Annotated in this window: 17 protein-coding genes; 9 read left to right on the forward strand and 8 right to left on the reverse strand. The window is 55.0% G+C overall.

What is annotated here, in order from left to right; genetic code table 11:
• The first annotated feature begins 73 nt into the window (after positions 1–73).
• The 4 genes from J7I43_RS21645 (at position 74) to bglX (ending at position 8,426) form a co-directional block, all read left to right on the forward strand.
• Entirely contained in the window at positions 74–2,602 is a 2,529-nt protein-coding gene (locus J7I43_RS21645; protein WP_209147960.1) for a family 20 glycosylhydrolase, read from the forward strand.
• Positions 2,603–2,707: 105 nt separating this feature from the next.
• Positions 2,708–4,621, forward strand: a complete 1,914-nt coding sequence (locus tag J7I43_RS21650) for a BamA/TamA family outer membrane protein (protein WP_209147961.1) — start codon at positions 2,708–2,710, stop codon at positions 4,619–4,621.
• A gap of 115 nt (positions 4,622–4,736) precedes the next feature.
• The gene (locus tag J7I43_RS21655) at positions 4,737–6,131 is read left to right on the forward strand and encodes a sialate O-acetylesterase (RefSeq protein ID WP_209147962.1); all 1,395 of its coding nucleotides are present in this window, start codon (positions 4,737–4,739) and stop codon (positions 6,129–6,131) included.
• 69 nt (positions 6,132–6,200) lie between these two features.
• Entirely contained in the window at positions 6,201–8,426 is a 2,226-nt protein-coding gene (gene bglX, locus J7I43_RS21660; RefSeq protein WP_236023447.1) for a beta-glucosidase BglX, read from the forward strand.
• Positions 8,427–8,433: 7 nt separating this feature from the next.
• Here bglX and J7I43_RS21665 read toward each other — a convergent pair whose 3' ends face one another.
• From J7I43_RS21665 to J7I43_RS21695, 7 genes are all read right to left on the reverse strand, one after another.
• Positions 8,434–9,498, reverse strand: a complete 1,065-nt coding sequence (locus J7I43_RS21665; RefSeq protein ID WP_209147963.1) for a response regulator — start codon at positions 9,496–9,498, stop codon at positions 8,434–8,436.
• Positions 9,495–10,628 carry a sensor histidine kinase gene (locus J7I43_RS21670; RefSeq protein ID WP_209147964.1) on the reverse strand — a complete coding sequence of 378 codons (1,134 nt, stop codon included), beginning with the start codon at positions 10,626–10,628 and terminating at the stop codon, positions 9,495–9,497. The genes J7I43_RS21665 and J7I43_RS21670 overlap by 4 nt, the downstream gene beginning before the upstream one ends.
• A gap of 41 nt (positions 10,629–10,669) precedes the next feature.
• A complete protein-coding gene (locus J7I43_RS21675; RefSeq protein ID WP_209147965.1) occupies positions 10,670–11,485 on the reverse strand; it encodes an alpha/beta hydrolase family protein in 816 nt (271 codons plus the stop codon).
• A gap of 41 nt (positions 11,486–11,526) precedes the next feature.
• The gene (locus tag J7I43_RS21680) at positions 11,527–12,810 is read right to left on the reverse strand and encodes an erythromycin esterase family protein (protein WP_209147966.1); all 1,284 of its coding nucleotides are present in this window, start codon (positions 12,808–12,810) and stop codon (positions 11,527–11,529) included.
• A 28-nt stretch (positions 12,811–12,838) separates the two neighbouring features.
• Positions 12,839–13,549: a LytR/AlgR family response regulator transcription factor gene (locus J7I43_RS21685; protein ID WP_209147967.1), complete on the reverse strand. Its 711-nt coding sequence runs from the start codon at positions 13,547–13,549 to the stop codon at positions 12,839–12,841.
• Positions 13,546–14,631 (reverse strand): sensor histidine kinase, encoded by a 1,086-nt coding sequence (locus J7I43_RS21690; RefSeq protein ID WP_209147968.1) that lies wholly within the window; start codon positions 14,629–14,631, stop codon positions 13,546–13,548. Before J7I43_RS21690 ends, J7I43_RS21685 begins: the two co-directional genes overlap by 4 nt.
• A gap of 141 nt (positions 14,632–14,772) precedes the next feature.
• A complete protein-coding gene (locus J7I43_RS21695; protein ID WP_209147969.1) occupies positions 14,773–17,196 on the reverse strand; it encodes a glycoside hydrolase family 95 protein in 2,424 nt (807 codons plus the stop codon).
• A gap of 147 nt (positions 17,197–17,343) precedes the next feature.
• On the opposite strand from J7I43_RS21695, the gene J7I43_RS21700 reads away from it, so the two are divergent.
• Entirely contained in the window at positions 17,344–17,982 is a 639-nt protein-coding gene (locus J7I43_RS21700) for a hypothetical protein (RefSeq protein WP_209147970.1), read from the forward strand.
• Between the two features lie 270 nt (positions 17,983–18,252).
• On the opposite strand, the gene J7I43_RS21705 is transcribed toward J7I43_RS21700, so the two are convergent.
• Positions 18,253–18,513: an HTH domain-containing protein gene (locus J7I43_RS21705; RefSeq protein ID WP_209147971.1), complete on the reverse strand. Its 261-nt coding sequence runs from the start codon at positions 18,511–18,513 to the stop codon at positions 18,253–18,255.
• An 853-nt stretch (positions 18,514–19,366) separates the two neighbouring features.
• Between J7I43_RS21705 and J7I43_RS21710 the strand changes: the two genes are divergently transcribed.
• From J7I43_RS21710 to J7I43_RS21725, 4 genes are all read left to right on the forward strand, one after another.
• Positions 19,367–19,684, forward strand: a complete 318-nt coding sequence (locus tag J7I43_RS21710) for a sigma-70 family RNA polymerase sigma factor (protein WP_209147972.1) — start codon at positions 19,367–19,369, stop codon at positions 19,682–19,684.
• A gap of 111 nt (positions 19,685–19,795) precedes the next feature.
• Positions 19,796–21,946 (forward strand): hypothetical protein, encoded by a 2,151-nt coding sequence (locus tag J7I43_RS21715; protein WP_209147973.1) that lies wholly within the window; start codon positions 19,796–19,798, stop codon positions 21,944–21,946.
• A gap of 109 nt (positions 21,947–22,055) precedes the next feature.
• Positions 22,056–23,432 carry an alpha-L-fucosidase gene (locus J7I43_RS21720; protein WP_236023448.1) on the forward strand — a complete coding sequence of 459 codons (1,377 nt, stop codon included), beginning with the start codon at positions 22,056–22,058 and terminating at the stop codon, positions 23,430–23,432.
• Positions 23,433–23,519: 87 nt separating this feature from the next.
• Positions 23,520–24,974, forward strand: a complete 1,455-nt coding sequence (locus J7I43_RS21725) for a sulfatase family protein (RefSeq protein WP_209147974.1) — start codon at positions 23,520–23,522, stop codon at positions 24,972–24,974.
• Positions 24,975–24,993 lie beyond the last annotated feature (19 nt).

Raw genomic sequence — 24,993 nt, forward strand, 5'->3', positions numbered from 1 at the left:
TTGTCCGGTCCGGAAGCCGGCCTGCTCAATGCCGGCCTTCCACATTGACTTGCCGTAATTAAATCCTGATTATATGCATCAACGATTCACGTTTATTTTTTTGTTGTTATCTTTTTCCGCGTTCGCGCAAACAGCACCCTTCCCGCAAAAAGGGCTGAAACTGAAGTGGGAGGTAAAGGAAAACGGTTTTATGGGAGAAGCCAAAACGCATTCCGTCTTCACCCTTACCAACACTGCCAAAAAGGCTTTCCCGGCCTCGGGGTGGACGATCTATTTCAATTTTATCCGCGTCGTAAGCCCGCTGCGTACCGAAACTTCGCCGGCGATCGTGCCCGGCCATATCAACGGGCATTTGTACACGTTGAAGCCCACGGCGGATTTTAAAGGGCTTGCACCGGGAGATTCCATCCTGATCAACGTGGAATCGGGCGCATGGGTGACCAACTTCACCGACGCGCCTGACGGGCCGTACATCGTGTGGAACGACGCTCCCGCCAAAGGTTACAGCATCGATTTCACGGTGGTGCCTTCCACGGAAGACAAACAGCTGCGCCGCCAGGCGAACGAAAGCCGGGTGCGCACTTCCCTGGAAGACATCTACAAACGCAACAGCATTACCCGCGACATCCCGGAAGACCAGCTGCCGCGCGTGTTTCCTACGCCTGAGAACATCCGCAGCACCGCCGGCGTTTTTTCGCTGGACGCAAAGGACGTGATCGCTTACCAGCCGGAACTGAAACAGGAAGCGTTATTCCTGGCAGACATCCTCAAAAACGCACTGGGTAAAACCGTGCAAATCGCGGAAGGGGAAAACGGGTCCATCGTGCTGAATAAAAACGATAAAAATCCTACAGGAGAACATACGCTGACCGTAACGGCGGATAAAGTGACGCTGTCCGGAAACAAGGCGGAAGACGTGTTCTACGCGATCCAGAGTTTCCGCCAGCTGCTCGGTACGCCCAAAAACGGCGCGATCGAAATCACGGGCATCGAAGTGAAAGACAGGCCCCGCTTCAGTTACCGCTCATTCCTGGTAGACGTGTCGCGCAATTTCCAGGCGAAAGCGGAAATTCTCCGCATCCTGGACGTGATCGCGTTGTATAAACTGAACGTGCTGCATCTGCATATGAGCGACGACGAAGGCTGGCGCATCGAAATACCCGGCCTGCCCGAGCTTACCGAAGTAGGCGGCCGGCGCGGCCATACCGTAGACGAGCTGGACATGCTGCAGCCATCCTACGGTTCCGGGCCGGACGTGAACAATACCACCGGCACCGGCTGGTACACCAAAGCCGATTACCTCGAAATATTGCGTTACGCCAAAGCGCGGCACATCAAGGTGATCCCCGAGGTAGAGATCCCCGGTCATGCACGTGCCGCCATCAAAGCCATGGACGCGCGTTACGCGAAATTCATGAAAGCCGGTAACACGCAGGCCGCCAACGAGTTCCGCCTCAGCGACCCGGACGATAAAAGCCAGTACCGCTCCGTGCAGGAATGGAAAGACAACGTGGTGAACGTGGCACTGCCATCCACTTACCGCTTCATCGAAAAAGTGACCGACGAACTGGTGGCGATGCACAGGGAAGCCGGCGCCCCGCTGGACGTGATCCACATGGGCGGCGACGAAACGCCTGCCGGCGTATGGGAAGGTTCGCCCGCATGCCAGCGGCTGATCGCATCGGACGAAAAACTGCGCACGGCAGACGACCTGTGGCCATACTTTTACGACCGGGTGGCGCAGATCGTGAACAAACGCGGCCTTCAGCTGTACGGCTGGGAAGAAGCGGGCATGCGCAGGACCAAACGCGACGGCCGCAACGTGATGATCGTGAACCCGGATTTCGGGGCGCGCAATTTTATGGTCGACGTGTGGAACAACGTGATGGGCGGCGGTATGGAAGACCTGTCTTACCGGCTGGCCAACGGCGGTTACAAAGTGGTGCTTTCCGGCGTGGCGAACTATTATTTCGATATGGCCTATCTCCGCGATTACAACGAGCCCGGTTTTTACTGGGGCGGGTATGTAGACATCGATAAACCCTTCTATTTCATTCCTTTCGACCTGTATAAAAATTCCAAAGAAGATGGCGCGGGCAACCCGCTGCCTGCTTCCACCTTTGTGGGGAAAGACCGGCTAACCGAATACGGCGCGGGGAATATTGTGGGTATCCAGTCCGCTTTATGGGGGGAAACGCTGAAAAGCGCCGCCGCGCTGGAGTACCTGATGCTGCCCAAATTGCTGGGTATGGCGGAGCGCGCCTGGGCGAAAGACCCGGAATGGACGAAAAATGAAGCCGCTTACAACGAAGCGTGGAGCATTTTCGCCAATGTGGCCGGGAAAAAGGAGCTGCCGCGGCTGGCGAAGCTGAACGGCGGCTACAATTACCGCATCCCGACTGCCGGCGTGAGCCTGGCGGACGGAAAAGTTTTGGCGAACGTACAACTTCCGGGGCTGGTGATCCGTTATACAGTCAATGGAAAGGAGCCGGACGCTAAAAGCGCCGTATATTCGGCCCCGGTAGCGGAAAAAGGAACGCTCCGCTTCAGGGTTTTCGATCAGCAGGGCCGGGGTGGGAGAACCGTGACAGTACAGCACTGATACCCGTTTTAATCATCCATAGAAAAAGGGAAGGGTACTAAACGGCGACGTTTGGCCTTCCCTTTCTTTTTGGGACCCGCTTTAATTGGTTAAAAATTTGTATTGTTGCTGAGATCAAAAGAAATGTTGAAGGGGCTAGTACAAATACTATTCATCACCCTAAGCTGTTACCTGACACTGTGTTGCCTGCCACAGACGGCCCGTGCGCAAAAAAAGACCGATACGATACCCGCGCAGGGCAAAAAGTGGTTTTCGAAGCTGAATACCTATGTAGACTCGCTGAAGAGCCGTCGTTACCGGGACTCCGTTCTGTTCAAGATCTCCCGTCACAACGATCCTCCGCCGTCGACGGACGACAGTAGTATGACCAGGAGCGAACAGGGCTTTTTGCCGTATAGCGGCAAAGCGATCCGCCGTATCCATTACCGCAAAGTAGCCACTTTCGGCCCCCGCAATATCAACGATACCACCTTTTCCACCAGCATGCGGCTCATCCACATCGCCAACCGCCTGCATTTCGATTCACAGGAATGGGTGATACGGCAGAACCTCTTTTTCCGCGAAAAAGACACCATCAACGCCTACGAGCTCGCCGACAACGAACGTTACCTGCGTAACCGCCCCTTCATCCAGGACGCCCGCATTCATGCCATACAAACCGCCTGGCCCGATTCGGTGGACATTCTCGTGGTGACCAAAGACGTATTCGAATACGGCGTAGACCTCCGCAAGCTCACCACCAGTTCCGTGGCCGCCAAGGTAAGCAACAACAACCTTTTCGGCGCAGGGCAGGGCGCGCAGGTCGGTTTTCGCTGGGATAAGGATTATTCCCGGCCATGGGGCACCGAGGCGCAATACACGAAATACAACCTGCTGGGCAGTTTTACAGACGTAACCGTGGGATATTCGGAGCTAAACCCCGGCATGCCGCTGGATACCGGCGTGTACGAAGGCTCCTATTACCTCCGGATAGACCGGCCGCTGTACCGCACTTCCGCCAAAGTGGCCGGGGGCCTCACGCTCGCTAAAAATTATTCCGTCAATATCTGGAAATACCCCGACAGCCTTTACCGCGATTACATGTACAAGATCTTCGACGGATGGATGGGGTACAACTTCCGCAACCGTTTCGGCGCCGACGGGCATTTCGACAACAAATTCAACATGGCGCTGCTTTTCCGCTATTCCAACATCGCGTTCGACAAACGGCCCGACCAGGAAAAATATATCGACGACCCCATTTACAACAACCGCCACTATTACCTCGGGCAGTTCAAGCTGTTCAAGCAGGACTTCTTCAAAGCGCATCATTTCTTCGGTTTCGGCCGTACGGAAGATATTCCGTATGGTTACAATGCCAGCCTTTCCATGGGCTGGGAAAACTGGTTGGGCCGCAAACGGTTTTATACGGGGCTGGAAGGGCAGAAATTCTGGCATACGCGCCTGAACGGCCTGCTGAGCCTCAGCGCGGGTATCGGCAGTTTCTGGCAGGCCGGTGTGTCTGAGGATATGGTGATCCACGCCAACGCCAGCTATTACAGCAAACTTGTAAAAGTAGGAGAAAAAGGAGGGCTGCGCCAGTTCCTCGTGCTGGACTATCTCGGTAACCCGAACAACTATTTCTACCGCCCGCTGAACATTAACATGGAACAGGGCATATGGGGCTTCAAACGCTCTACCATCAATGGTTTTCACCGGCTGGTAGCGCGTTCTGAAACAGTGTATTACAGTCCCTGGAAACTCTACGGCTTCAAGTTCAATTTCTTCGGCTCCATCGAAGCGGCACAGCTGTCTCACGAAAAAAGCTACATGCTGCAAAACCCCGTGTACAGCGGTTTTGGCCTGGGCGTTCGTATCAGGAACGAAAACCTTTCGCTGAATACCCTCAAAGCCGCGGCGTATTATTATCCACGCACGCCAGACCGTGTGCCGGGCCTTTATTTCGAGCTCACCACGGTTACAGACCTCCGTTTCGACATTTACGGCCTCAAGGCGCCGTCTTTCCTCAGTTTTTGGTAAAACATCCCGTGCCGTGTATATGCCTCAGCTAGCGGTAAAAGCCGTCAGGTTTTGTTACGGGTATGATTTCTGGGCATCGTTTATTATTTTGATGCGCCTAAATCTCATTAATTCCATGCTACGATATTTATTCACATCGCTTTTATTGTGCTGCGGCTTTGTTGCCGGCGCGCAGCTTCGTCTTCCCGCCATACTATCCAGCAATATGGTGCTGCAGCAAAACGATTCCGTAACGCTCTGGGGCTGGGCTTCGCCCGGTGAAAGGGTGAGGGTGACCACTTCGTGGAACGGCCGTACCGATTCAACGGTAACCACGCGGGACGCGCGGTGGCAGCTGAAAATAAAAACGCCCGTCGCAGGAGGCCCCTACGACATTACGCTGCGGGGCAATACCACGCTGAAACTGCAGAACGTGCTGATCGGCGAAGTGTGGGTGTGCAGCGGGCAAAGCAACATGGAATGGTCCGGCAATCACGGGCTGAAAGACATCAAAGCGGAGCTGCCCGTTTGCGCCGATGCCAACATCCGTTTTTTTCATGTGCCGAAAACCACTTCCGAATACCCGCAGGACGATGCCAAAGCCGTGTGGGCCGCCTGCGATTCGAATAACCTGAAGAGTTTCAGCGCCGTGGCCTATTTCTTCGGCAAAAACCTGAAAAAAGACCTCAACGTGCCCATCGGCCTCATCAATACCAGCTGGGGCGGCACGCCGGCCGAAGTGTGGACGCCCGCGCAGGAAGTGCGCGAACAGCCCGCGCTGGCGGAAGCCTCCGCCAAACTCACGCCCGCCAACGGCTGGCCTTTTATGCCTGGCTTCACTTACAACGCCATGATCGCGCCGTTCACGAAATACAGCATTGCCGGGGCCATCTGGTACCAGGGCGAAAGCAACGCCGGCACCGCGTCTACCTACGACCAGCTGATGAGAACGATGATCGGTTCCTGGAGAAAAGCCTGGGGCCGGGAGTTTCCGTTCTATTTTGTGCAGATAGCGCCGTACAATTACGGAAAGGAAACCGTGAAAGGCGCACTGCTGCGTGAAGCGCAAACCGCCACCATGGGCCTGCCGCATACCGGTATGGCCGTGATCACAGACCTGGTGGACGATACCAGCAACATTCACCCGCAAAACAAACACGATGTAGGCCTTCGCCTGGCAAACTGGGCGTTGGGAGACCATTACGGCAAAACCGGCATTACTTACAGGAACCCCGTGTATGAGAAAATGGAGCACCGGAAAAACAAGATCGTGGTGTACTTCAAAAATGCGGACAACGGCCTGACCGTAAAAGGCGGCAAAGCCACGCAGTTCTTCATCGCCGGGGCCGATAAAAAATTCTGGCCGGCAGACGTGAAGATCGAGGGCAATACGGCCATTGTATCCGCCAAAGCGGTAAAACAACCGGAAGCGGTACGTTTTTCTTTCACCAATACGGGAATCGGCAATGTATTCAGCAAAGAAGGCTTGCCAGTGGCGCCTTTCCGAACAGACAGCTGGGAAGAAAAATAACATACTGCCGTTCATACTGAACAAAGCACTTTTAACCGGCGTTGATAAGAAAGTCAACGCCGGTTTTTTATGAGAACGATCCTCGCCATCGGCCTGCTGATGTCTGTCCACGCCCGCGCTCAGCAGCCCCAACAACAATTCCTCCGCAGCCTGCTGCAAAAAATGACGCTGGAAGAAAAGATCGGGCAGCTGAACCTGCTTACCAGCGATATGGATGTTACAGGCCCGTTCATGAAAGAAAATTACAAACAAGACATCCTCAGCGGCGCATGCGGCGCCATCTTCAACGCATATACCCCGCAGTACACCCGCATGCTGCAGGACATGGCGCTGAAAACCCGCCTGAAGATCCCGCTGCTGTTCGGGTACGACGTGATACATGGCCACAAGACGATTTTCCCCATCCCGCTCGGTGAAGCCTGCACCTGGGACCTCGGGCAGATGGAACGCAGCGCGCGGATCGCGGCGGAAGAAGCCAGCGCGGACGGTTTGCACTGGACCTATTCGCCGATGGTAGACATTGCCCGCGACCCGCGCTGGGGAAGGGTTGCGGAGGGAACCGGGGAAGACACCTGGCTGGGCGTGCAGATCGCAAAAGCGAAAGTGCGCGGCTACCAGGGCAACGACCTCGCCGCGCGCAACACCGTGCTCGCCTGCGTGAAACATTTTGCGTTGTACGGCGCCATCGAAGCGGGAAGGGATTACAATACCGTGGATATGAGCCGCCGGCAGATGTACCAGTTTTATCTTCCTCCCTACAAAGCCGCCGTGGATGCAGGCGTTGCAACGGTCATGACTTCCTTTAACGAAATAGACGGCATTCCCGCCACGGGCAATAAATGGCTGCTGACGGAACTGCTGAGAAAAGAATGGGGCTTCAAAGGTTTTGTGGTAACGGATTATACGTCCATCAACGAAATGATCAACCACGGCATCGTAAAGAACGAGTACGAAGCTGGGGAGCTGGCGCTGAAAGCCGGGGTGGACATGGATATGCAGGGCAGTGTGTACGCTACGCAATTAAAAAAGCTGGTGGCGGATAAAAAGATCAGCATCCAAACGATCGACCAGGCCGTGTACCGCATACTGGAAGCGAAATACAAGCTCGGGCTGTTCAAAGACCCGTACCGTTTTGCCGATTCGGCGCATGCGCGGGAAGTGATCATGAGCCCGGAAAAATTAAAAGCCGCACGGGAGATCGCGCAGCGCTCGATCGTGTTATTAAAAAACGAAGGCGGGCTGCTGCCGCTCAAGCCGCAGGGAAACATCGCGCTGATAGGCCCGCTGGGCGATTCGCAGAAAGACATGATCGGCAACTGGTCTGCCGCGGGGGATTTCAAAAAAGCGGTTACGTTGCTGCAGGGCCTGAAAGCAAGGAATCTCAACGTTACATATGCGCAGGGCGCGAACGTTACGGATGACAGCGTATTGCTGGTCAAACTGGGCATTCCCGGCGGCAACGCGGCTGCCCTGCAGCAGGAAGCGGTGGCGCTGGCACAGCGTTCCGACCTCGTGATACTGGCCCTCGGCGAAAGCCAGGGCATGAGCGGTGAGGCGGCCAGCCGGTCGGATATCGGTATTCCCGCCAGCCAGAAACGCCTGATGGAAGCGGTGCTGGCCACGGGCAAACCCCTTGTGCTGGTGCTTATGAACGGCCGGCCGCTGACGCTGGAATGGGAAGATCAACACGTGCCCGCTATTCTCGAAACATGGTTCCTCGGTACGGAAGCAGGCAATGCCATTGCAGACGTGCTTTTCGGCGATTACAACCCTTCCGGCAAGCTCACCATGACTTTCCCCCGCAACACGGGCCAGATACCGATCTACTACAACCACAAAAATACCGGCCGCCCGCTGGACCCGAAGAACAAATACACTTCCAAATACCTCGACGTAAGCAACGAGCCGCTCTATCCTTTCGGCTACGGTCTCAGCTATACGAAATTTGTGTACGGAGATGTGCGCATCAGTAAAAATACGATCCGTGCGAACGACAAACTGCAGGTGACCGTAACCGTTACGAACCAAGGGAATTACGACGGCGAAGAAGTAGTGCAGCTTTATATCAGGGACGTAACGGCCAGTGTGAACCGGCCGCTGAAAGAACTGAAAGGTTTTCAGAAAATATTCCTCAAAAAAGGCGCTAAACAGGACGTGACCTTCACCATCACCACCGACGATCTCAAATTCTACGACCGCGACATGCAATACACCTGGGAACCGGGGGAATTCAGGGTGATGGTGGGCCCCAACAGCCGCGATGTAAAAGAAGTCGCATTTGAGGCCGCCAAATAAACATTCATCAATACAACAACTTCCGCAACAGGTCCGGCTGCACGATCCTGATGCGCGTGCCCTGCATTTCGATCAGTTTTTCGGATTTAAAATCGCTCAGCGTACGGATCAGCGATTCCGTGGCAGTGCCCACAAACCGCGCAATATCATCCCGTGAAAGCTCGATCAATGCATCGGGCTGCTGTTCCAGGTGCAGTTTGTCGTGGATGGCGAGCAGGCCGTTGGCCACGCGTTTGCGCAGCGAATCGTACGCCAGCTGCAGCAGCCGGTCTTCTTTTTCTTTCACTTCCATCGCAATGCGTTTGATGAAAGTGCGCGCCACGCTGATGTCGTTGAGCAATTGCTCCAGGAACACTTCCTTGGGGATCTGCACCAGCTCGGTATTGTCGAGCGCTTCCGCGTTTTCGTCGTAAGGATGGTCTTCCAGCAGCGACACATACCCGAAATAATCGCCCGCCCCGAAAAGGTTGGTGATATATTCTTTCCCGTCGTCGTTCATACGGTAAGCTTTCACTTTTCCGCTCTTTACGTAATACAGGAACTGCGGATGTTTGCCTTCGCGGTAAACCGGTTGTTTTTTGGAGAACTGCAGCACATCGTAAGCATCCAGGTTGAGGTTGAGAAGGCCGGAGGCCTGCCAGTCCTGCAACAAGCTGCCGATGGACTGTGTGCGCGCCGCCGCGAATTTTTCCGCGAGGAACTGTTGTTTTTTCAGCCGCGTTTCAACGGCGGTAAGCAGCTCCACGTCTTCGAACGGTTTGGTGATGTAGTCGTCCGCGCCCATTTCCATGCCTTTCCTGAAATCGCTGCGGTCCGTTTTGGCGGTCACGAAAATAAAAGGGATATGCTCGGTTTCGGGATACTTGCGAAGCATGTGCAATACGCCGTAACCGTCCAGCTCGGGCATCATGATGTCGCACACGATCAGGTCGGGCCGCTGTTCGCGCGCCATTTCAACCGCCTGTTTGCCGTTTTCCGCTTCCAGTGCGTTGTATCCGGCCAGCGTGAGTATTTCCGCAACGTTCTCGCGGATGCCGGGATGGTCGTCTACTACCAGGATAGTGGCTGTCATATGGTCTGTTGATTTGGAAAGTTGATAATGATCTTCGTGCCTTTGTTTAATTCGCTTTCAACGCTGATGTGCCCGTGAAGCATGTCCACATACCGTTTCACGATGTGCAGCCCGAGCCCCGTGCCCTGTATGTTGGTCACGTTGCGGCCGCGGAAAAAACTGCTGAAAAGGTACGCTTTGTCTTCTTCCGGGATGCCCATGCCGTGGTCCTGCACAATGGCGTGTATCTGCCCGTTTTCTTCCCACAGCTTCCAGTGAATGGCCGTTCCCGCGGGGGAAAACTTGGACGCGTTGGTGAGCAGGTTCACAAAAATATGTTTCAGCAATCTTTTATCGGATACCACATTGAGGTCTGCCTGTACGTCTGCATCCAGTACCTGCCCGGGTTTGAGCAGGCCCTGCACTTCTTCGGCGGTTTCGTGGGAAAAGTTGTACATCGAAATATTTTCCGGGTGCACATGTATCTTTCCTTCTTCGATGCGGCCGAGCGAAAGGAAGTCTTCCAGCAATTCGTTCAGGTGTATCACGGAATCGCGGATCTTTTGCACGTGTTTTTCGCGGCGCGGCTGATCGTCTGACGAAGGGTATTTGCCGATCAGCGCGGCGCTGGAAAGAATAGCGCTCAGCGGTGTTCTGAACTCGTGGGAGGCCATGGATACGAAGCGGGATTTGATCTCGCTCAGTTCCTTTTCTTTTTCGAGGGCTTCTTTCAGTTCGGCCTGCGAGGAAGCAAGATGCGAAAGGGCCAGCTCGAGATTGGCGGTCCTTTTCTCCACTTCCTTTTCCAGCGCCTGGTTCAGCTCCTGCATGGTGCGGTACAGCCGTTTGAGGAACAATACCAGCAGGGTGGAGCTGATCACGAGGATGAGCGAAAAGAAGTGCTCGATGAATACTTCCGAAAGGTTGGGGTTTTTATGCGGCAGGCACGCGATCACCACCACCAGTATGGTGCAGGCGATGCCCATAAAACGGGTAGGCGCGTCTTTTTTGATGAAAATGGTCAGCAGGATGGCCGTGATGAGGCCGCCGTCGAAAAAGTTGTAATCGGGCCGCCACACCAGCAGGCATGCTGTAACCAGCATGATGAAGATGGAAATTACGAGCGTTTGCCGCTGGCCGAAGTGAAACATGTCGTGTTTTTGCGTTAAAGGCAAAGATAACACATGAGGCCTTACTTGTAGGCAGACATGACGAAAGTCACTATTACGGCCGGGTCTTTCAGGCTATGGGGATGGTGTTTTACGCCCGGTTTGCGGATCACCTGTATTTTCCCGCCCGCCGCCAGCACCTTTTTCTCGAACAGGTCGGTGTTTTCACCGATGGGCACAGCTTCGTCCGCATCGCCGCAGATGTGCAGCATCGGGTAGCCGCCTTTCACGATCTCGGTCACCAGGTCCAGCGGATTGCCTTTAAAAGCGCGGGCTTCTTCCTCGGACGTATAACCGAAATCCTTTTTAAATGTTTCCCAAACCTCCGCGCTTCCCGGGCCTTTGCCTTCGCCCAGCGGCCAGCTCCGGATGTCCAGCACGGGCGCGTCCGCATATACGCAGGCTACGCGCTCGGGGTAACGCACGGCCCAGCGGTAGGCGTAAAAACCGCCGCGGCTCATGCCGAACATGGCTGCTTTCCGGTGAAAACCCGCCTTTTGCAATTGTTGGTAAAACCGGTCCCAGATGCCGAGCGCCGTGTCGTTGGCGAACATTTCCGCCACATCGCAATACGCCACATGGTAACCGCGGGCAAGCAGCGCGCTGTCCGACTGCGGTTCATGCCCCCAGAACCTTGTGCGCCACACCCATGGCTTTCCTTCCGCGGTTGGGCCGTTAGGCACTACCACACAGGCTTTGCGGCCTTCAAAACGGCCTTCGTAACACCTGAAACCATGAAAATCGGTCACCGAATCGAGGAAAGGCAGCGGGCTTTTTGTGTCCTGCGCGTGCAGGGTGCCGGCGGCAAAAAGGAAAAGGAACAGCAGCGTGTGTTTCATTACAGTAAAGTACAATAATTCCTTTCTTTTTGAAAACACGGTCAAAGGCCCCGCGCGGCGCTGGTTTGGTCTGCGTAGACCATCCAGTCGAAAAGACCGTTCAGCTTCAGCCGTTTGGTGATGAACTGCTGCGTGGCGGCAATGGAGCCGATCATGCGCAATTTTCCTTTCAGCGGCAGGTGATGGGTGGAGAAACACAGCAGCGGCAATCCTGTCTGATGCAGCCGTAATTCAATGCTGCCGGGTACGGGTGCAACAAGTGGATGGTCTGACCGCATCACGTTGTCTTTTTCCGACCTCGCGCGATACAGGCCGCTGCCGGTGGTAAAACCAAGATTTTGATAACGGTCTCCGTAATATTTTTTCAGATGCCCGCCGAGCGTTTGATATTTTTTCATGGCGCCGTGCCATTTGCCGACGTGCCCGTTATGCGCCCACAGCATGATCTTTTCCCCCGGGTGCATCGTTGCGATCCGCTCCACATTTACCGCCATCATGGAATCGCGGATATTGATGGCCCGCAGCCAGTTTTCGGTAGCAGTGAACTGGCGCAGCCCCGCGTGCACGTTATGCAGGTACCAAACGGCCTGTTCCCATTCCTTTTCAGGGATATTGGCCGGTTTTGCGGGCATATTGGCTACGATGCTGTCGGCGATTGTTCGTGTTTCGAAGTAAGCCTGCCAGGCGGTATCATTTTCCGGCGCGGTATATCCCGTCAGCGGAAGAAAACCGTCAAAGCCGTACCGGTCGGTGGTTTCGCGGATGCCTCTCACGAATGCGTCCAGCTGCTGGCAGTCGAAGCCCGCGAAGGTAAGCCGGTTGCCGTGTGCTGCGTTGTAGCCGCGCATCCACTCGATGAGGCCGAGCAGTTCCTGTACCTGGAATACGTCGTGAAATTCTTTTTGCAGGATGGCTTTAGGATCGCCTTCGCCGGTGGTGATGTATTGTTGTATGAGCGCCGCGCCGTAACCGCCGTCTTCGATCGCAAACACGGTATAACCCATTTCCTCCACGAGAAAACGGAAAAGGCGGTGTTTGAAATCAAAGAATTCGTGCGTGCCGTGCGTGCCTTCGCCCGCACCGAGAATGTGTACGTTGGCAAGACCGGCTTTCAAAGGCGCCAGGTCTTCGAAAGTATCGCCAGGCGTGGTGGTGGTTAAAGGGATGAAGTGACGTGAAACACGGGCTGGTTTTGCGTTTGAAGCGGAAGCCGCCGGTGCGCCGGAAAGGCCGGTAACAGCATGAACAGGCGCAGTTTGTTGCGCGATGGATGTGGAAAATAACAGGCAAAGCAATGCCGTCAACGGCAGGAAGTGTCGTTTCATGAGTAGTGGTTTAAATAAGAAAAAATGGTCAGATGCCGCGCAGCTCGCGGAAAAGGATCGATTGGCGGCGGGACAGGGGGATGTGCGTGCCGTCGGCCAGTTGCAGTTCCAGCAGGGAATTGTCCAGTACGCTGACCTGCTCCACGTGATCGAGATTGACGATGTGTTTACGGCTGGCGCGGAAAAAGTGTTTCGGATCGAGGCGCGGCTCGAGCGACTGAAGGCTGCGTGCCAGCAGGGGCGCATGTTTGCCGAAGTACAGCCGGATATAATTGCCTGCCGCTTCCAGCAGGCGCACGTCCGATAAAGGAACGAACCAGCAGCGCTCGCCGTCTTTTACGAATATTTTTTCACTGGTGTTCAGGTAGGCGGATGGAGAAGCGGTAACTGTGGCGGTTTCCAGCCGGTCAAGACTTTCAGCCAACCGTTTTTCCGTAACCGGTTTCAACAAATAATCCAGCGCGTTCACTTCGAAAGCCCTGATGGCGTAAGCATCGTACGCCGTGGTGAAGATCACGTGGGGAACGGTTTCCAGCTGTTCCAGCAACGCAAACCCATTGGCTTCCGGCATTTCCACGTCTAGGAAGATCACCTGCGGGCGCAGCTTTTCGAGCAGCTCCAGCGCTTCGGCCACGTTCGCCGCTTCGCCGGTCACTTTTACCTGCGGGAATTTTTCCAGCACGGCGCGAAGATCTTTCCGCGCCAGTCTTTCATCGTCTACGATCATTGCTTCAATCATGCGGCGGGAAATTTTACGGTCGCGCAAACGGTTTGCCGCGCGGTATTGTGAATGGTGAAATTTGCTTTGTTGCCGTATAGCAGCGTCAGCCTTTTGATGGTGCCTTGTATACCAAATCCTGTTTGGGTAACGGTTTCCGCCACCTGCCCGGTGTTTTCCACGCGCAGCACCAGCATCCTGTCTTCCAGCGCCGCGCTGATGCTGATGTCGCCGCCCGCGGAGAGTTTTGAAATGCCGTGTTTGATGGCGTTTTCCACCAGCGTTTGCAGCAGCATCGGCGGCATGGTCTGCTGGTGGATCTGCGGGTCGATCGTATAATGCACGCGCAGCCGTTCTTCGAACCGGATCTTTTCGATGGCGAGATAATGCTGCACTACCTCCAGTTCCTTCCCGAAAGGGATGAGCTGCTGATGTTCCGAAAGCATGGCGCTGCGCAGCACTTCGGCCAGCTCGCCCACGGCCTGCTGCGCCCGTTCCGGGTTTTCAGCGATCAGGCTGCGGATGCTGCTGAGCGCGTTGAACAAAAAATGCGGGTTGAGCTTCGTTTTGAGATTGTCCAGCTCCGCCTGTTTAAGCCGGTTCGCATTTTCCAGCTCGATGCGCCGGAAACGGCCCTGCAGCAAACTGAAATACACGATCACCCAGCCCCACACCACCAGGTGCCAGATGCACCACATGGCGAGAAAAATGCCGCCCAGGACAATGTTCGCCGCTACGCCGTGAAACTGATTTTCGTCCATCGACTTGTAAATGGATGAAAAAAAACTGCTCCATCCGCCTTCCTCGATGATCGTAAGGCCGGTAATGAGCAGCTGTATCAATAATGCCGTAAGGCTTACCGCTCCCCATACTTTCAGGAACACCGCGCCCAGCCGGTACCGTTCAACCTGTTGTTTGCGCAGGTACAGGTACAGCAGGTGGGTGGAAAAAATGCCGATGAGAAAGGCGCTGTAAAAATCCTTGTCGCCAAACACGTCCAGCCGCCAGGCGAAACCTTCGCCCGCCCGGATGTTGTGCCAGAGGTAGGTGAAAAAGCTCCAGCCTCCTAATTGGCATGCCCAGTATCTGTACCTGATCTTCATGGCAACAAATCTATAAGTTCGGCCCGAACAAAAGCGCGGAAATTGAATGAACGGAAGAAAGAGGCGGCGGGTGGAAGATTCGGGGGGAAGAAAAAAGGGCTGCCCTTTAGAAGACAGCCCTTTGCTTGTATCGTTCTCAGCTTATTGTATGGTGTATTTCGCGCCTTTCACCGTCTCAAACTCCACGATGCGTGTTTCGTTCGCCGGTTTGGCCACCACTGCGCCCTTCCCGCCGGCAACGGATTTCCCCGCAGGTAGCAGCACGCGGCAAACGCCGCCTTTCTGCGAAAGAATAGCCGCTTGCGTGATCTTGCCTTTGTCCCAGTTCATATCCACCACGAAAGCGCCGCGCGCATGCAATCCTTTCACCGTTCCTTTCTGCCATCCCGCGTCGCCCGGCAACGCGGGCAACAGCCTGATCACGGAGGTGTCGCCATGGCTTTGCAGCAGCATTTCGGCGATACCAGCCGTGCCGCCAAAGTTGCCGTCTATCTGGAATGGCGGGTGGGCGCAGAACAGGTTGGGGTAAGAACCGCCGCCACGGGGATTTTGAGGCGGTACGGGGCGCAGCAGTTTATGGATCAGCGTAAGGGCATGATCGCCGTCGCCGAGGCGCGCCCAAAAGTTTATTTTCCATGCCAATGACCAGCCGGTACCGTCGTCGCCGCGCTGGCGCAGGGTTTCGCGGATGGCGGCGCTCAGTTCGGGCGTGCTCCAGGGCGTGATCTCGTCGTAAGGGTGAAGGCCGTAGGCGTGGGAAACGTGACGGTGTTTCGGTTCGCCGTCTTTCCAGTCGTGCAGCCACTCGTTCAGGTCGCCGTTTTCGCCGATGCGGTTAGGCGCCAGCCTGCCGCGAACGGCCGCCAGTTCCCGGCTCCATTCCGCGTCCGCATCCAGGATGCGCGCCGCTTCGATGCAGGCGCCGAACAGCTCGCGGCAGATCTGCATGTCGATGGTTGGCCCCAGCGCAGTGCTGGCGCGCGTGCCGTCCGGCATAATAAAGCTGTGCTCGGGCGAATTGGAAGGCGCCGTCACCAGCCAGCCATGCTCCGGCTCTTCGATCAGGATCGCTTTCAGGAACTCGGCGGAGCCTTTCAGAACGGGGTAATACTCGCGCAGGAACGCCGTGTCGCGCGTAAAACGGAAATGTTCCCACAAATGCTCGCAGAGCCATGCGCCGCCGGTGAGCGTGGAGCCCCAGTCCGCCCCTTCGCCGGGAGACGTGAAACCCCATGGGTTGGTGATAACATGGGCTACCCAGCCGGGCGCGTTGTAGTACGCCTTTGCGGTGCGGGAGCCGGGTGTTACGAGGTTGCGGATGTAATGGTGCAATGGCTCTGAAAGGTCCTGCAGGCCGGTAATGGGCGCCAGCCAGTAGTTCATTTGCAGGTTGATGTTGATGTGGTAGTCGCCGTTCCAGGGCGTTTGATATTCCGGCGCCCAAAGCCCCTGCAGGTTGGCCGGCAGGTTGCCTGGTCTGGAAGAGCCGATGAGCAGGTAACGGCCGAAATTGTAATACAGCACGGGCAGCTGCGGGTCCGGCTCGCCGGCATAATAACGTGCCAGGCGCCCCGGCGTGGAAGCCGTATCTGTGCCCGGAGCGGTGGCGCTGAGGCGGAAACGCGAACGGTTGAACAGCGGCTGGTAACCGTTCTGCTGCGATGCGTACAGCTGCGCGTAAGTGCGGCCGGATAAACGTTTCACCGTTTGCAGCACGCGGGGCAGCGGGTCTTCCAGACGCTGCGTATAGTCGTTCATGTTATAATCGGTGGCGGCGCTGAAAAGCAGCAGGCATTCGTCCGCATTGTCAACAGTGATCACGCCGTCGCCGGTGGTTTGTTTGCCGCCGGTGGTCTTTATTTGCAGCACGCCCGCGAATTTTAACCCGGGCTGATCGCCGTTTGGAAGCTGACCGGTCATTTCCAGCAGGCCGTTATTTGCCCGAACGGTGGCATGTTCTTTCCGGCTGAGCGCGGCGGTGAAGGAAATGCCGCCTTTGCGGCTGCTCCTGATCCTGATTGCCAGGATATTATCGGGAATGCTGATGATTGTTTCCTGGGTGTAGGTGGAGCCATTTCTTTGCCAAACGGCGCGCGCCACGGCGTTTTCGAGGTTGAGGGTGCGGAGGTAGCCGGTCCAGGGACTGGTAGTGTCTTTCCATTGCAGCGTAAGATCGCCGAGCGTCTGGAATGCGCCGAAAGGCACGTTGGCCCCGCTGCCATGACCGGAGCCCTGGCCTTTGCAGATAAAATATTGTTGCAGCAGCTGCTGGGCTTCCTTGTTTTTTCCCGCCAGAAGGCTTTCACGGATGCGTGGCAAGATGCGGTAAGCAGTATCGTTGTCTGCATCCTGCACGCCGCCAGACCAAACGCTGATCTCATTGAGCATGATCCTGTCCCTTACGGGGTGGCCGGTAACCAGGGCGCCGATTTTCCCGTTGCCGAGCGGCAGGGCTTCCTGGTAATGGGCGGCGGGCTCGTTAAAACGCAAAGTGGCGTCTGGCCGCTGGGCGGACGCGGTGAGGCCGGCGGCCAATATTGCCGCCGTTAGTAGCACGTGGTTCATGTTTCTCAATTTAACGGCAATTCATCAGAATCGAAAGAGCAAGTGAAAGCAGGCCCTGAAAAAGCGAAAATCGCATTAGCGAGGCGGTTGGTTTACTATCAGGCCGCTTGTGAATGAAATGTTACGCATTAACCCTTATATTCGGGGATGCGCCAGTTGATCCCTTTCGTTCAATGCTTCCTTTTCTCTTTTATCAAACCCGCCATGCACCGGTTTATCCCGGTCGCGTGTATTGTATATTTTTCCGCCTGCGCACCCAAAATGGAAATGCGCGATGTGGCGGCTTATGAAATCGTGACAGGTTACCGATTGAACACGCCCTGCGGCCAGGCTGCGCTTAATGGCAGGCTGCCGGGGCCATTACCCGGGGATTTTTATCTGTACGTGTTGCAGGACAGTCTGCAGATCGCCGAATGTATCGATCCCACGGGCAATTCCGCGGAGAGTACTTTTCCCATACGGTCCGGGAACGATTTTGTGCTGGCGGCGGTGATAGAAGACGGAAGGAAGGAATGGTATTTTTCGCTGGAAGATTTTTCCGTGGAAGACAGTTTGCTGCATATCCGGGTTACCCCGCATCATGCGTCGGACACGGTGCAGGGCAGGCCCTGGTTCCAGATGGCGGACAATTACATCTGGCAGGTGAACGGCCGGGGAGTGAAACTGATGAAGCTGTACATCAACGAGCATGAATACGCGTTCGTGCGCGGCCCGAAGTGGAGCGCGGCGCCGGTAAAATGGCGCCTGCGGCGGGAGGGAAAAGAAACAGGAAAATTGTACAGGTAACTGGAAAGGAACCTGTCTTGTTTTATACTCAGCAGTATAAAATGGTGAAAGCAGTGATGCTTTTGGGGCCAGCAACGACGGATGTGCGGGAATAAAAATATTTTCCGGTTGGGATAAAATAAAAAAGCTATTCTGCTGCCTGTATACTGCGTAACGGGCAACAAAATAGCTTACTGCTGAAGATAGCGGAGTTAATTGTTTGTTAAACGGCGGACGCGAGTGCCCGGCGCCCGGTCAGGCGAAGCTTTCCAGGAGGCGTGACGTTGCGTTTCAGGTAGCGGCAGCGGTGGTTAAACCGGCGAGCAACCTGGTGAATTTGATATTAAATCCGCCTTTTTCTCCGTAATAATAGCTTTCCTTATACCTGTCGTATTCGATAGGCGCTCCAAGATCTTTCATGAGCTTCAGGAACTCATAAAGCGTGCGTTCGGAGATCCGCAGGCGTTTCGCTAATTGCGCGGGCTTGCCGGTGCCTTTGATGCGGATAAGGTAGTCGATTGTCTGTAGTCTTTCAAAATAACGCTTTGGCATTGGATCAACTGGGGGTTTAGCTAAATTGGAAAATAGATGTGTCAGTCTGTGTCCGGAAAATTAACTGCTGTGTCTTGCTGATAATGTAACGGTAATTGACATACGCTGTATTTATATTTGGTTAACGCTGACGTTGTGAATGTAATTCCCTGAACTTCTAAGTTAACATTCCATACTGCATTATTTTTTCAGTCCGGAACTTTGTTAAAAAGGCAACCATTTCGGTATATGGTTGCCTTTTTGATGGTTAACTTGGAGCAAAAATCTAGGTTCAATATTACAGTGTGATCACGCTTATTGATGTTAATGGCATGTTAAAGAAGTGTCATATTTTGATCGGTCATTAACAAACCGAATGGGTAGCCAAAGGGTAGCCCAAACGGGGGATTGACAAGTTTTGCGCCGCCCACGCGCTTTGCTTCCGGCGAAAGGTCAACGTTCATCCGCACACGTGGGCGGAAATGTCATAAACCATTGCAGCACAACATTTCATCATCATAAAAAACCGCCGCCCCGGGATCGGGCAGGCGGTCGGATTACTCAGGCTAAACTGGATTATTAGATTTGCAGGTGCACTGCTATCGGGATTTCCGGGGTTAGAATATCGGTGCAATGATACCTGCAAAGAAATATCTTTTATGTTAATCAGTTGTTAATAATAATGACTTTAACAAATCGCTGGGCAGCCACCCAACAGCCTCCGGAGGCGAATTAACAAACGCGTTTTTTACGCTTTATCATTTCCGCGGCCATTAAATCCAATGCATGGAACGCGTTAAAATCAGATCACCAATCGCGCAAATAATATTCACGCCAGCAGCATGCTTTCCTTATTTTGGCATACACAACCACGTTGCAAGAGCCTTTTATGTATACCGGCGAAGAATTAGACATGTGCCTGCGCCAGATCGCGGGAGCCGGCTGCCAGCCGTCGTACCGCCGCCTGTTCCACTGGTTCTGCAAACCGCTGAAACAATTCGCACTTATGATCGTCAGATCATCCAAACAGGCCGAAGAAATCGCCGCGGACCTGCCGGTCAATATCTGGAAAAACCGCCACCCGCTTTTTTTCATCGACAACATCCGCGTTTATCGAATAACCCGGAACTCCTGCAAACACAGGGCTGGGAAGACGGAACCTTCGATCCGTTACCATAACGATCCATTTTGAGAAGGCGCCGCCAGCCGGCGCCCTTATCCTTTTTTCGAATGCATCTATCGCCGTCTTTCTTTCATTGCCTGTTATACCTGAACGTCTACATAAAAACAGTAATTTAGAAACATGATGATCCAAAAAAAGCTGGCAATCCTCGCAGGATGCATGCTGACAGCCGCTTCGGGCTTCGCCCAGCAGGACTGGCTGGTGAACAACACGGGCTACAAGGCGGCCATACAGGAAAACGGTAAAACCGTGACGATCTCCAACGGCCTGCTGAGCCGCAGCTTCGTGCTGGAGCCGAACCTGGCCTGTACAGACTTCCGGAACCTGAGCAGCGGCGAGCAGATGTTACGCGCGGTAAAACCTGAAGCACGCATCACACTCAACGGCAAAACCTACAACGTGGGCGGGCTGCATGGTCAAATCCAGCAGGCGTACCTGCTGCCGGCCTGGCTGCCGCAGATGAAAACCGACGCGGCGGATTTCCAGTACGCCGGTCATTCCGAAGCGCCCATTTCGGCTTATGTGCATTGGAAACCGAAACGCTGGGCGCTCAATAAACAGCAGCCTTCCGGCAGGATGATCACCTTTAAATACACCTCCGGCCTGCCTGAGTTAAAAGGCGTGCAGGTGGACATACATTACGAACTGTACGACGGCATCCCGCTGGTGTGCAAGTGGCTGAGCATCAAAAACGGCGCCGGCGCGGCTTTGCAGGTGAACCAGGTGGTGAACGAAATGCTGGCTACGCCGGAAGAAGAATCCGCCGTGGTGGGCGAAGTAAATCAAATGGCAACGCCGCACAGCATTTACATCGAAAGCAATTACGCTTTCAACAACGCCATGAAAGCCAATCTCAGCGATCAGACGACGCACTGGAAGGCAGACAGCACTTACCGTTCGCAGGTGAATTACAACTACACGACGCCCTGCCTGCTGGAAGTATATCCTGCCCGGGGTGTGAATATCAGCCTGGCCGCGGGAGAAAATTATAATTCCATCCGCACCTACGAGTTGCTGCTGGACAGCTACGACCGCGACAGGAACGGCCTCGCCCAGCGCGCCATGTACCGCACCATTGCGCCCTGGACCACGGAGAACCCCATCTTCATGCACCTGATCAGCACCGAACCCGCACGTGTTCGTGAAGTGATAGACCAATGCGCCGCTACCGGTTACGAAGGCGTGATCCTCAGTTTTGGCAGCAGGCTGAACATGGAAGACACGAGCGCGGCGAACATCCGGAAATTTAAGGAACTGACGGATTATGCGCATTCGAAAAACGTGATGCTGGGCGGTTATTCGCTGTTCAGCAGCCGGCGCATCAGCGATGAGGACGATGTGATAGACCCGAAGACCGGCAAGCCCGGCGGAGCGATGTTCGGCGGCCATGCGCCTTGTCTTGGCAGCAAATGGGGCATCGCGTATGTACAGAAGATCAAATATTTTATCAGCCGGACGGGCTTTGACATATTCGAGAACGACGGGCCTTATCCCGGCGATCTTTGCGCATCCACCACGCATCCCGGCCACAAAGGCCTCGACGATTCGCAATGGACGCAGATGGAGCAGCAGAAAAAATTCTACCGCGAGCTGAATGAAATGGGCGTGTACATCAATGCGCCGGACTGGTACTTCCTCGACGGCACGCACAAGATCGGGCTGGGTTACCGCGAAGTGAACTTCTCGCTGCCGCGCGAACAGCAGATGATCCTGAACCGCCAGAACATCTACGACGGCACCTGGGAAAAAACGCCCGCCATGGGCTGGGGTTTTGTGCCGCTCACGCAATACCACGGCGGCGGCGCGGAAGCCACGCTGGAACCGCTGAAAGATCACCTGCATGCATACGAGAACCTGATGATGCAATATTACGGCGCGGGCGTACAGGCGTGTTACCGCGGCCCGAGGCTGTACGATACAGACATCACCAAAGCCCTCGTGCACCGCGTGATCAGCTGGTATAAAAAATACCGGAACATCCTCAATGCAGACATCATTCACCTCCGCCGCGCAGACGGCCGCGACTGGGACGGCATCCTTCACACCGATGCGAAAGGAAAACAAAAAGGACTTGCGATGCTCTACAACCCGCTCACGGCACCGGTTACACGGGAAATAACCCTGCCGCTGTATTACACGGGCCTTACCAAAACCGCCGCCATCCGCGAAAAAGAAGGCGCGCCGAAATCGTACACGCTCAACCGTCAATACGAAGCGCGCGTGAAAGTAACGATCCCGGCGCAGGGTTATACCTGGCTGGTGGTGGAATAACGGGCACGGTGCGCCCGGAGGGCGATTCAAAAAACAACAGCTACGGTCAAAATCCTACCAGCGCCAACCGCGTGCGGTACTTAACTTGTACGTGGTTAAAACTTATATGATGAAACGAAACACCCTTTTGCTGCTACTCTGTATGCTGCTGGCCCTCGATACCTTTTCGCAGGGGAAAAAACTGTTCCCCGAAACCCCGGAGCAGAAAGAAAAACGCCTCGCATGGTGGACGCACGACCGCTTCGGCATGTTCATCCACTGGGGCCTGTACGCTTTGCCCGCCCGTCACGAATGGGTGAAGAACAGGGAACAGCTCAACGATTCCGCGTACCAGAAATATTTCGAGTATTTCAACCCGGACCTGTACGACCCGAAAGTATGGGCCAAACAGGCTAAAGCCGCGGGCATGAAATACGCGGTGATCACCACCAAACATCACGAAGGTTTTTGCCTCTTCGATTCCAAATTCACCGATTATAAAGCCACCAATACGCCGATCAAAAAAGACCTGATCAAAGAATGGGTGGAAGCGTTCCGCGCCGAAGGCATCAAGATCGGGTTTTATTATTCGCTGATAGACTGGCATCATCCCGATTTTACGGTGGACCGCAGTCATCCCCAGCGCGCAAAGACCGACGGGGAATACGCAGCGCTGAACAAAGGAAGGGACATGTCCAAATACCGCACTTACCTGCACAACCAGGTGCGCGAGCTGCTGACCAATTACGGCAAGATCGACATCCTGTGGCTGGACTTTTCGTATCCCGGCAAAAACGGCAAGGGCCATGAAGACTGGGATTCGGAGAAACTCATCAAAATGGTGCGCCAGCTGCAGCCCGGCATTATCGTAAACGACCGGCTCGACCTGAAAGAATATGAAGACGGCGGCGATTTCGTTACGCCCGAACAATACAAAGTGGCGGCATGGCCGACCGAGAACGGCAAACGCGTGCCCTGGGAAACCTGCCAGACCTTCTCCGGCTCCTGGGGGTATTACCGCGACGAAACCTCCTGGAAAGACGTGAAACAATTGCTGGTGCTGCTGATCGAATCCGTGAGCAAAGGCGGCAACGTGCTGCTGAACGTAGGCCCTACCGCCCGCGGCAAATTCGACGCACGTGCGCAAAGCGCGCTGAAAGGCATGGGAGAGTGGATGGAATTCAACAGCCGCGCGATCTACGGCTGCACGCAGGCGCCCGATAAATACGCCCGACCGGAGAACTCGCTGCTCACTTACAATCCCGAAACGAAAAGATTGTACGTTCACCTGCTCGACTACCCGCTGCAAAACTTCACCCTGCCCGGCTACAAAGGCAAGATCAAGTATGCGCAGTTCCTGCACGACGGTTCCGAGATCCGCTTCAGCGCACCGTCCGGCTACGGTTACCGTACCAACGGTCTTGGGGAAAACGACCTGAACCTCAGCCTGCCCGTGATAAAACCCGGCGTGGAAATACCGGTAATAGAACTTATACTGGCAGATTAATAAATTTGTATTTTGTGAGACGGGCCGTCTCGGAAGTAAACGACGCCTTTACTTTCCGGAGACGGCCTTCCTCATTAAATGATGCATATGATCAAAAAAATCATGGCCTTCAGCCTGCTGGCAATCGCCGCTGCGGCCATCTGCAGCTTTATTCCGCCCAAAGCGCCCAAACCCAATGTGGTTATCATTTTTATGGACGATATGGGATATGGCGATCCCGTTTGTTTCGGCGGCGGTCCTTACAAGACGCCCAACCTCGACCGGATGGCCGCGAACGGGATGCGGTTCACCAGCTTTTACGCGGCGCAGGCCGTGTGCTCGGCTTCCCGCGCGGGATTGCTCACCGGCTGTTATCCCAACCGCATCGGCATTGCCGGCGCATTGAGCCCTACGTCCAAGATCGCGCTGAACAACGAAGAAGAGACCATCGCGGAAATATTAAAAGCGCAGGGTTATGTTACCGGCATGGCCGGCAAATGGCATCTTGGCGCCAAACGCCCGTTCCTGCCGCAGCAGAACGGCTTCGATTCTTATCTCGGTTTGCCTTATTCCAACGATATGTGGCCCGTGCATTACGATGGCGTGCCTTATGCGGATACGGCCAAAAACAATAGGAAAAACTACCCGCCGCTGCCTTTGATCGACGGCAGCGATACCAAACGCATCATCCGCACGCTGGAAGACCAGGCTGAACTGACCGGTTTGTATACCGAGCGCGCGTGCAGCTTTATCCGTGAGAACAAAAACAAGCCGTTTTTCCTGTATCTCGCGCACAGCATGCCGCACGTGCCCATCGCAGTGGCGAAGAAATTCAGGGGAACGAGCGGCGCCGGGCTTTTCGGCGACCTGATGCAGGAGTTGGACGCGAGCATCGGCCAGGTGCTGAAAACGCTGGAAGAAAACGGCCTGAGCAAAAACACGCTTGTGATCTTCACCAGCGACAACGGCCCATGGCTCAACTTCGGCAATCATGCCGGCAACACCGCGGGCCTGCGCGAAGGCAAAGGCACCAGTTATGAGGGCGGCCAGCGTGTGCCCTGCATCATGCAGTGGCCGGGGCATATTCCCGCCGGAACGGTGACCAGCAAAGTTGCTTCCACTATCGACGTGCTGCCTACCGTGGCGGCTATTTGCGGGGCAAACCTGCCGAAGAAGAAGATCGACGGGATCAGTATTTTGTCGTTGCTGAAAGGGGAAAAAGATGCCAATCCGCGCGACCACTTCGTATATTATTACGGTCATAACCAGCTGGAAGCGATACGCAAAGGGAATTACAAACTGGTGTTCCCCCACAAGGCCCGCACTTACAAACAGAACCTGCCCGGCTACGATGGTTTCCCCGGCGCCCAGCCCAATATCGAGGCGCCGATGGCCTTGTTCGACCTGCGCCTCGACCCGGGGGAAACGCTGGACGTGCAGGCAAAATTCCCGGAGGTAGTGAAAGACCTGCAGGCACTTGCAGACACCTACCGCAAAACACTCGGCGATGCGCTGACCGATACAAAAGGAACGGAAAACCGGGAACCGGGAAGCGTGAATTAAATTGTGCCGTTGGAGAAGC

The sequence above is a fragment of the Chitinophaga chungangae genome (assembly GCF_017742215.1).
Taxonomy (GTDB): domain Bacteria; phylum Bacteroidota; class Bacteroidia; order Chitinophagales; family Chitinophagaceae; genus Chitinophaga; species Chitinophaga chungangae.

What these genes read in the sequence shown, in the direction of transcription:
- J7I43_RS21705 (WP_209147971.1), bottom strand. Translation starts at nt 18,513, where the DNA reads ATGCCAAAGCGTTATTTTGAAAGACTACAGACAATCGACTACCTTATC.
- J7I43_RS21670 (WP_209147964.1), bottom strand. Translation starts at nt 10,628, where the DNA reads ATGTTTCACTTCGGCCAGCGGCAAACGCTCGTAATTTCCATCTTCATC.
- J7I43_RS21655 (WP_209147962.1), top strand. Translation starts at nt 4,737, where the DNA reads ATGCTACGATATTTATTCACATCGCTTTTATTGTGCTGCGGCTTTGTT.
- J7I43_RS21700 (WP_209147970.1), top strand. Translation starts at nt 17,344, where the DNA reads ATGCGCCAGTTGATCCCTTTCGTTCAATGCTTCCTTTTCTCTTTTATC.
- J7I43_RS21715 (WP_209147973.1), top strand. Translation starts at nt 19,796, where the DNA reads ATGATGATCCAAAAAAAGCTGGCAATCCTCGCAGGATGCATGCTGACA.
- J7I43_RS21685 (WP_209147967.1), bottom strand. Translation starts at nt 13,549, where the DNA reads ATGATTGAAGCAATGATCGTAGACGATGAAAGACTGGCGCGGAAAGAT.
- J7I43_RS21725 (WP_209147974.1), top strand. Translation starts at nt 23,520, where the DNA reads ATGATCAAAAAAATCATGGCCTTCAGCCTGCTGGCAATCGCCGCTGCG.
- J7I43_RS21690 (WP_209147968.1), bottom strand. Translation starts at nt 14,631, where the DNA reads ATGAAGATCAGGTACAGATACTGGGCATGCCAATTAGGAGGCTGGAGC.
- J7I43_RS21695 (WP_209147969.1), bottom strand. Translation starts at nt 17,196, where the DNA reads ATGAACCACGTGCTACTAACGGCGGCAATATTGGCCGCCGGCCTCACC.
- J7I43_RS21665 (WP_209147963.1), bottom strand. Translation starts at nt 9,498, where the DNA reads ATGACAGCCACTATCCTGGTAGTAGACGACCATCCCGGCATCCGCGAG.
- bglX (WP_236023447.1), top strand. Translation starts at nt 6,201, where the DNA reads ATGAGAACGATCCTCGCCATCGGCCTGCTGATGTCTGTCCACGCCCGC.
- J7I43_RS21675 (WP_209147965.1), bottom strand. Translation starts at nt 11,485, where the DNA reads ATGAAACACACGCTGCTGTTCCTTTTCCTTTTTGCCGCCGGCACCCTG.
- J7I43_RS21645 (WP_209147960.1), top strand. Translation starts at nt 74, where the DNA reads ATGCATCAACGATTCACGTTTATTTTTTTGTTGTTATCTTTTTCCGCG.
- J7I43_RS21680 (WP_209147966.1), bottom strand. Translation starts at nt 12,810, where the DNA reads ATGAAACGACACTTCCTGCCGTTGACGGCATTGCTTTGCCTGTTATTT.
- J7I43_RS21720 (WP_236023448.1), top strand. Translation starts at nt 22,056, where the DNA reads ATGAAACGAAACACCCTTTTGCTGCTACTCTGTATGCTGCTGGCCCTC.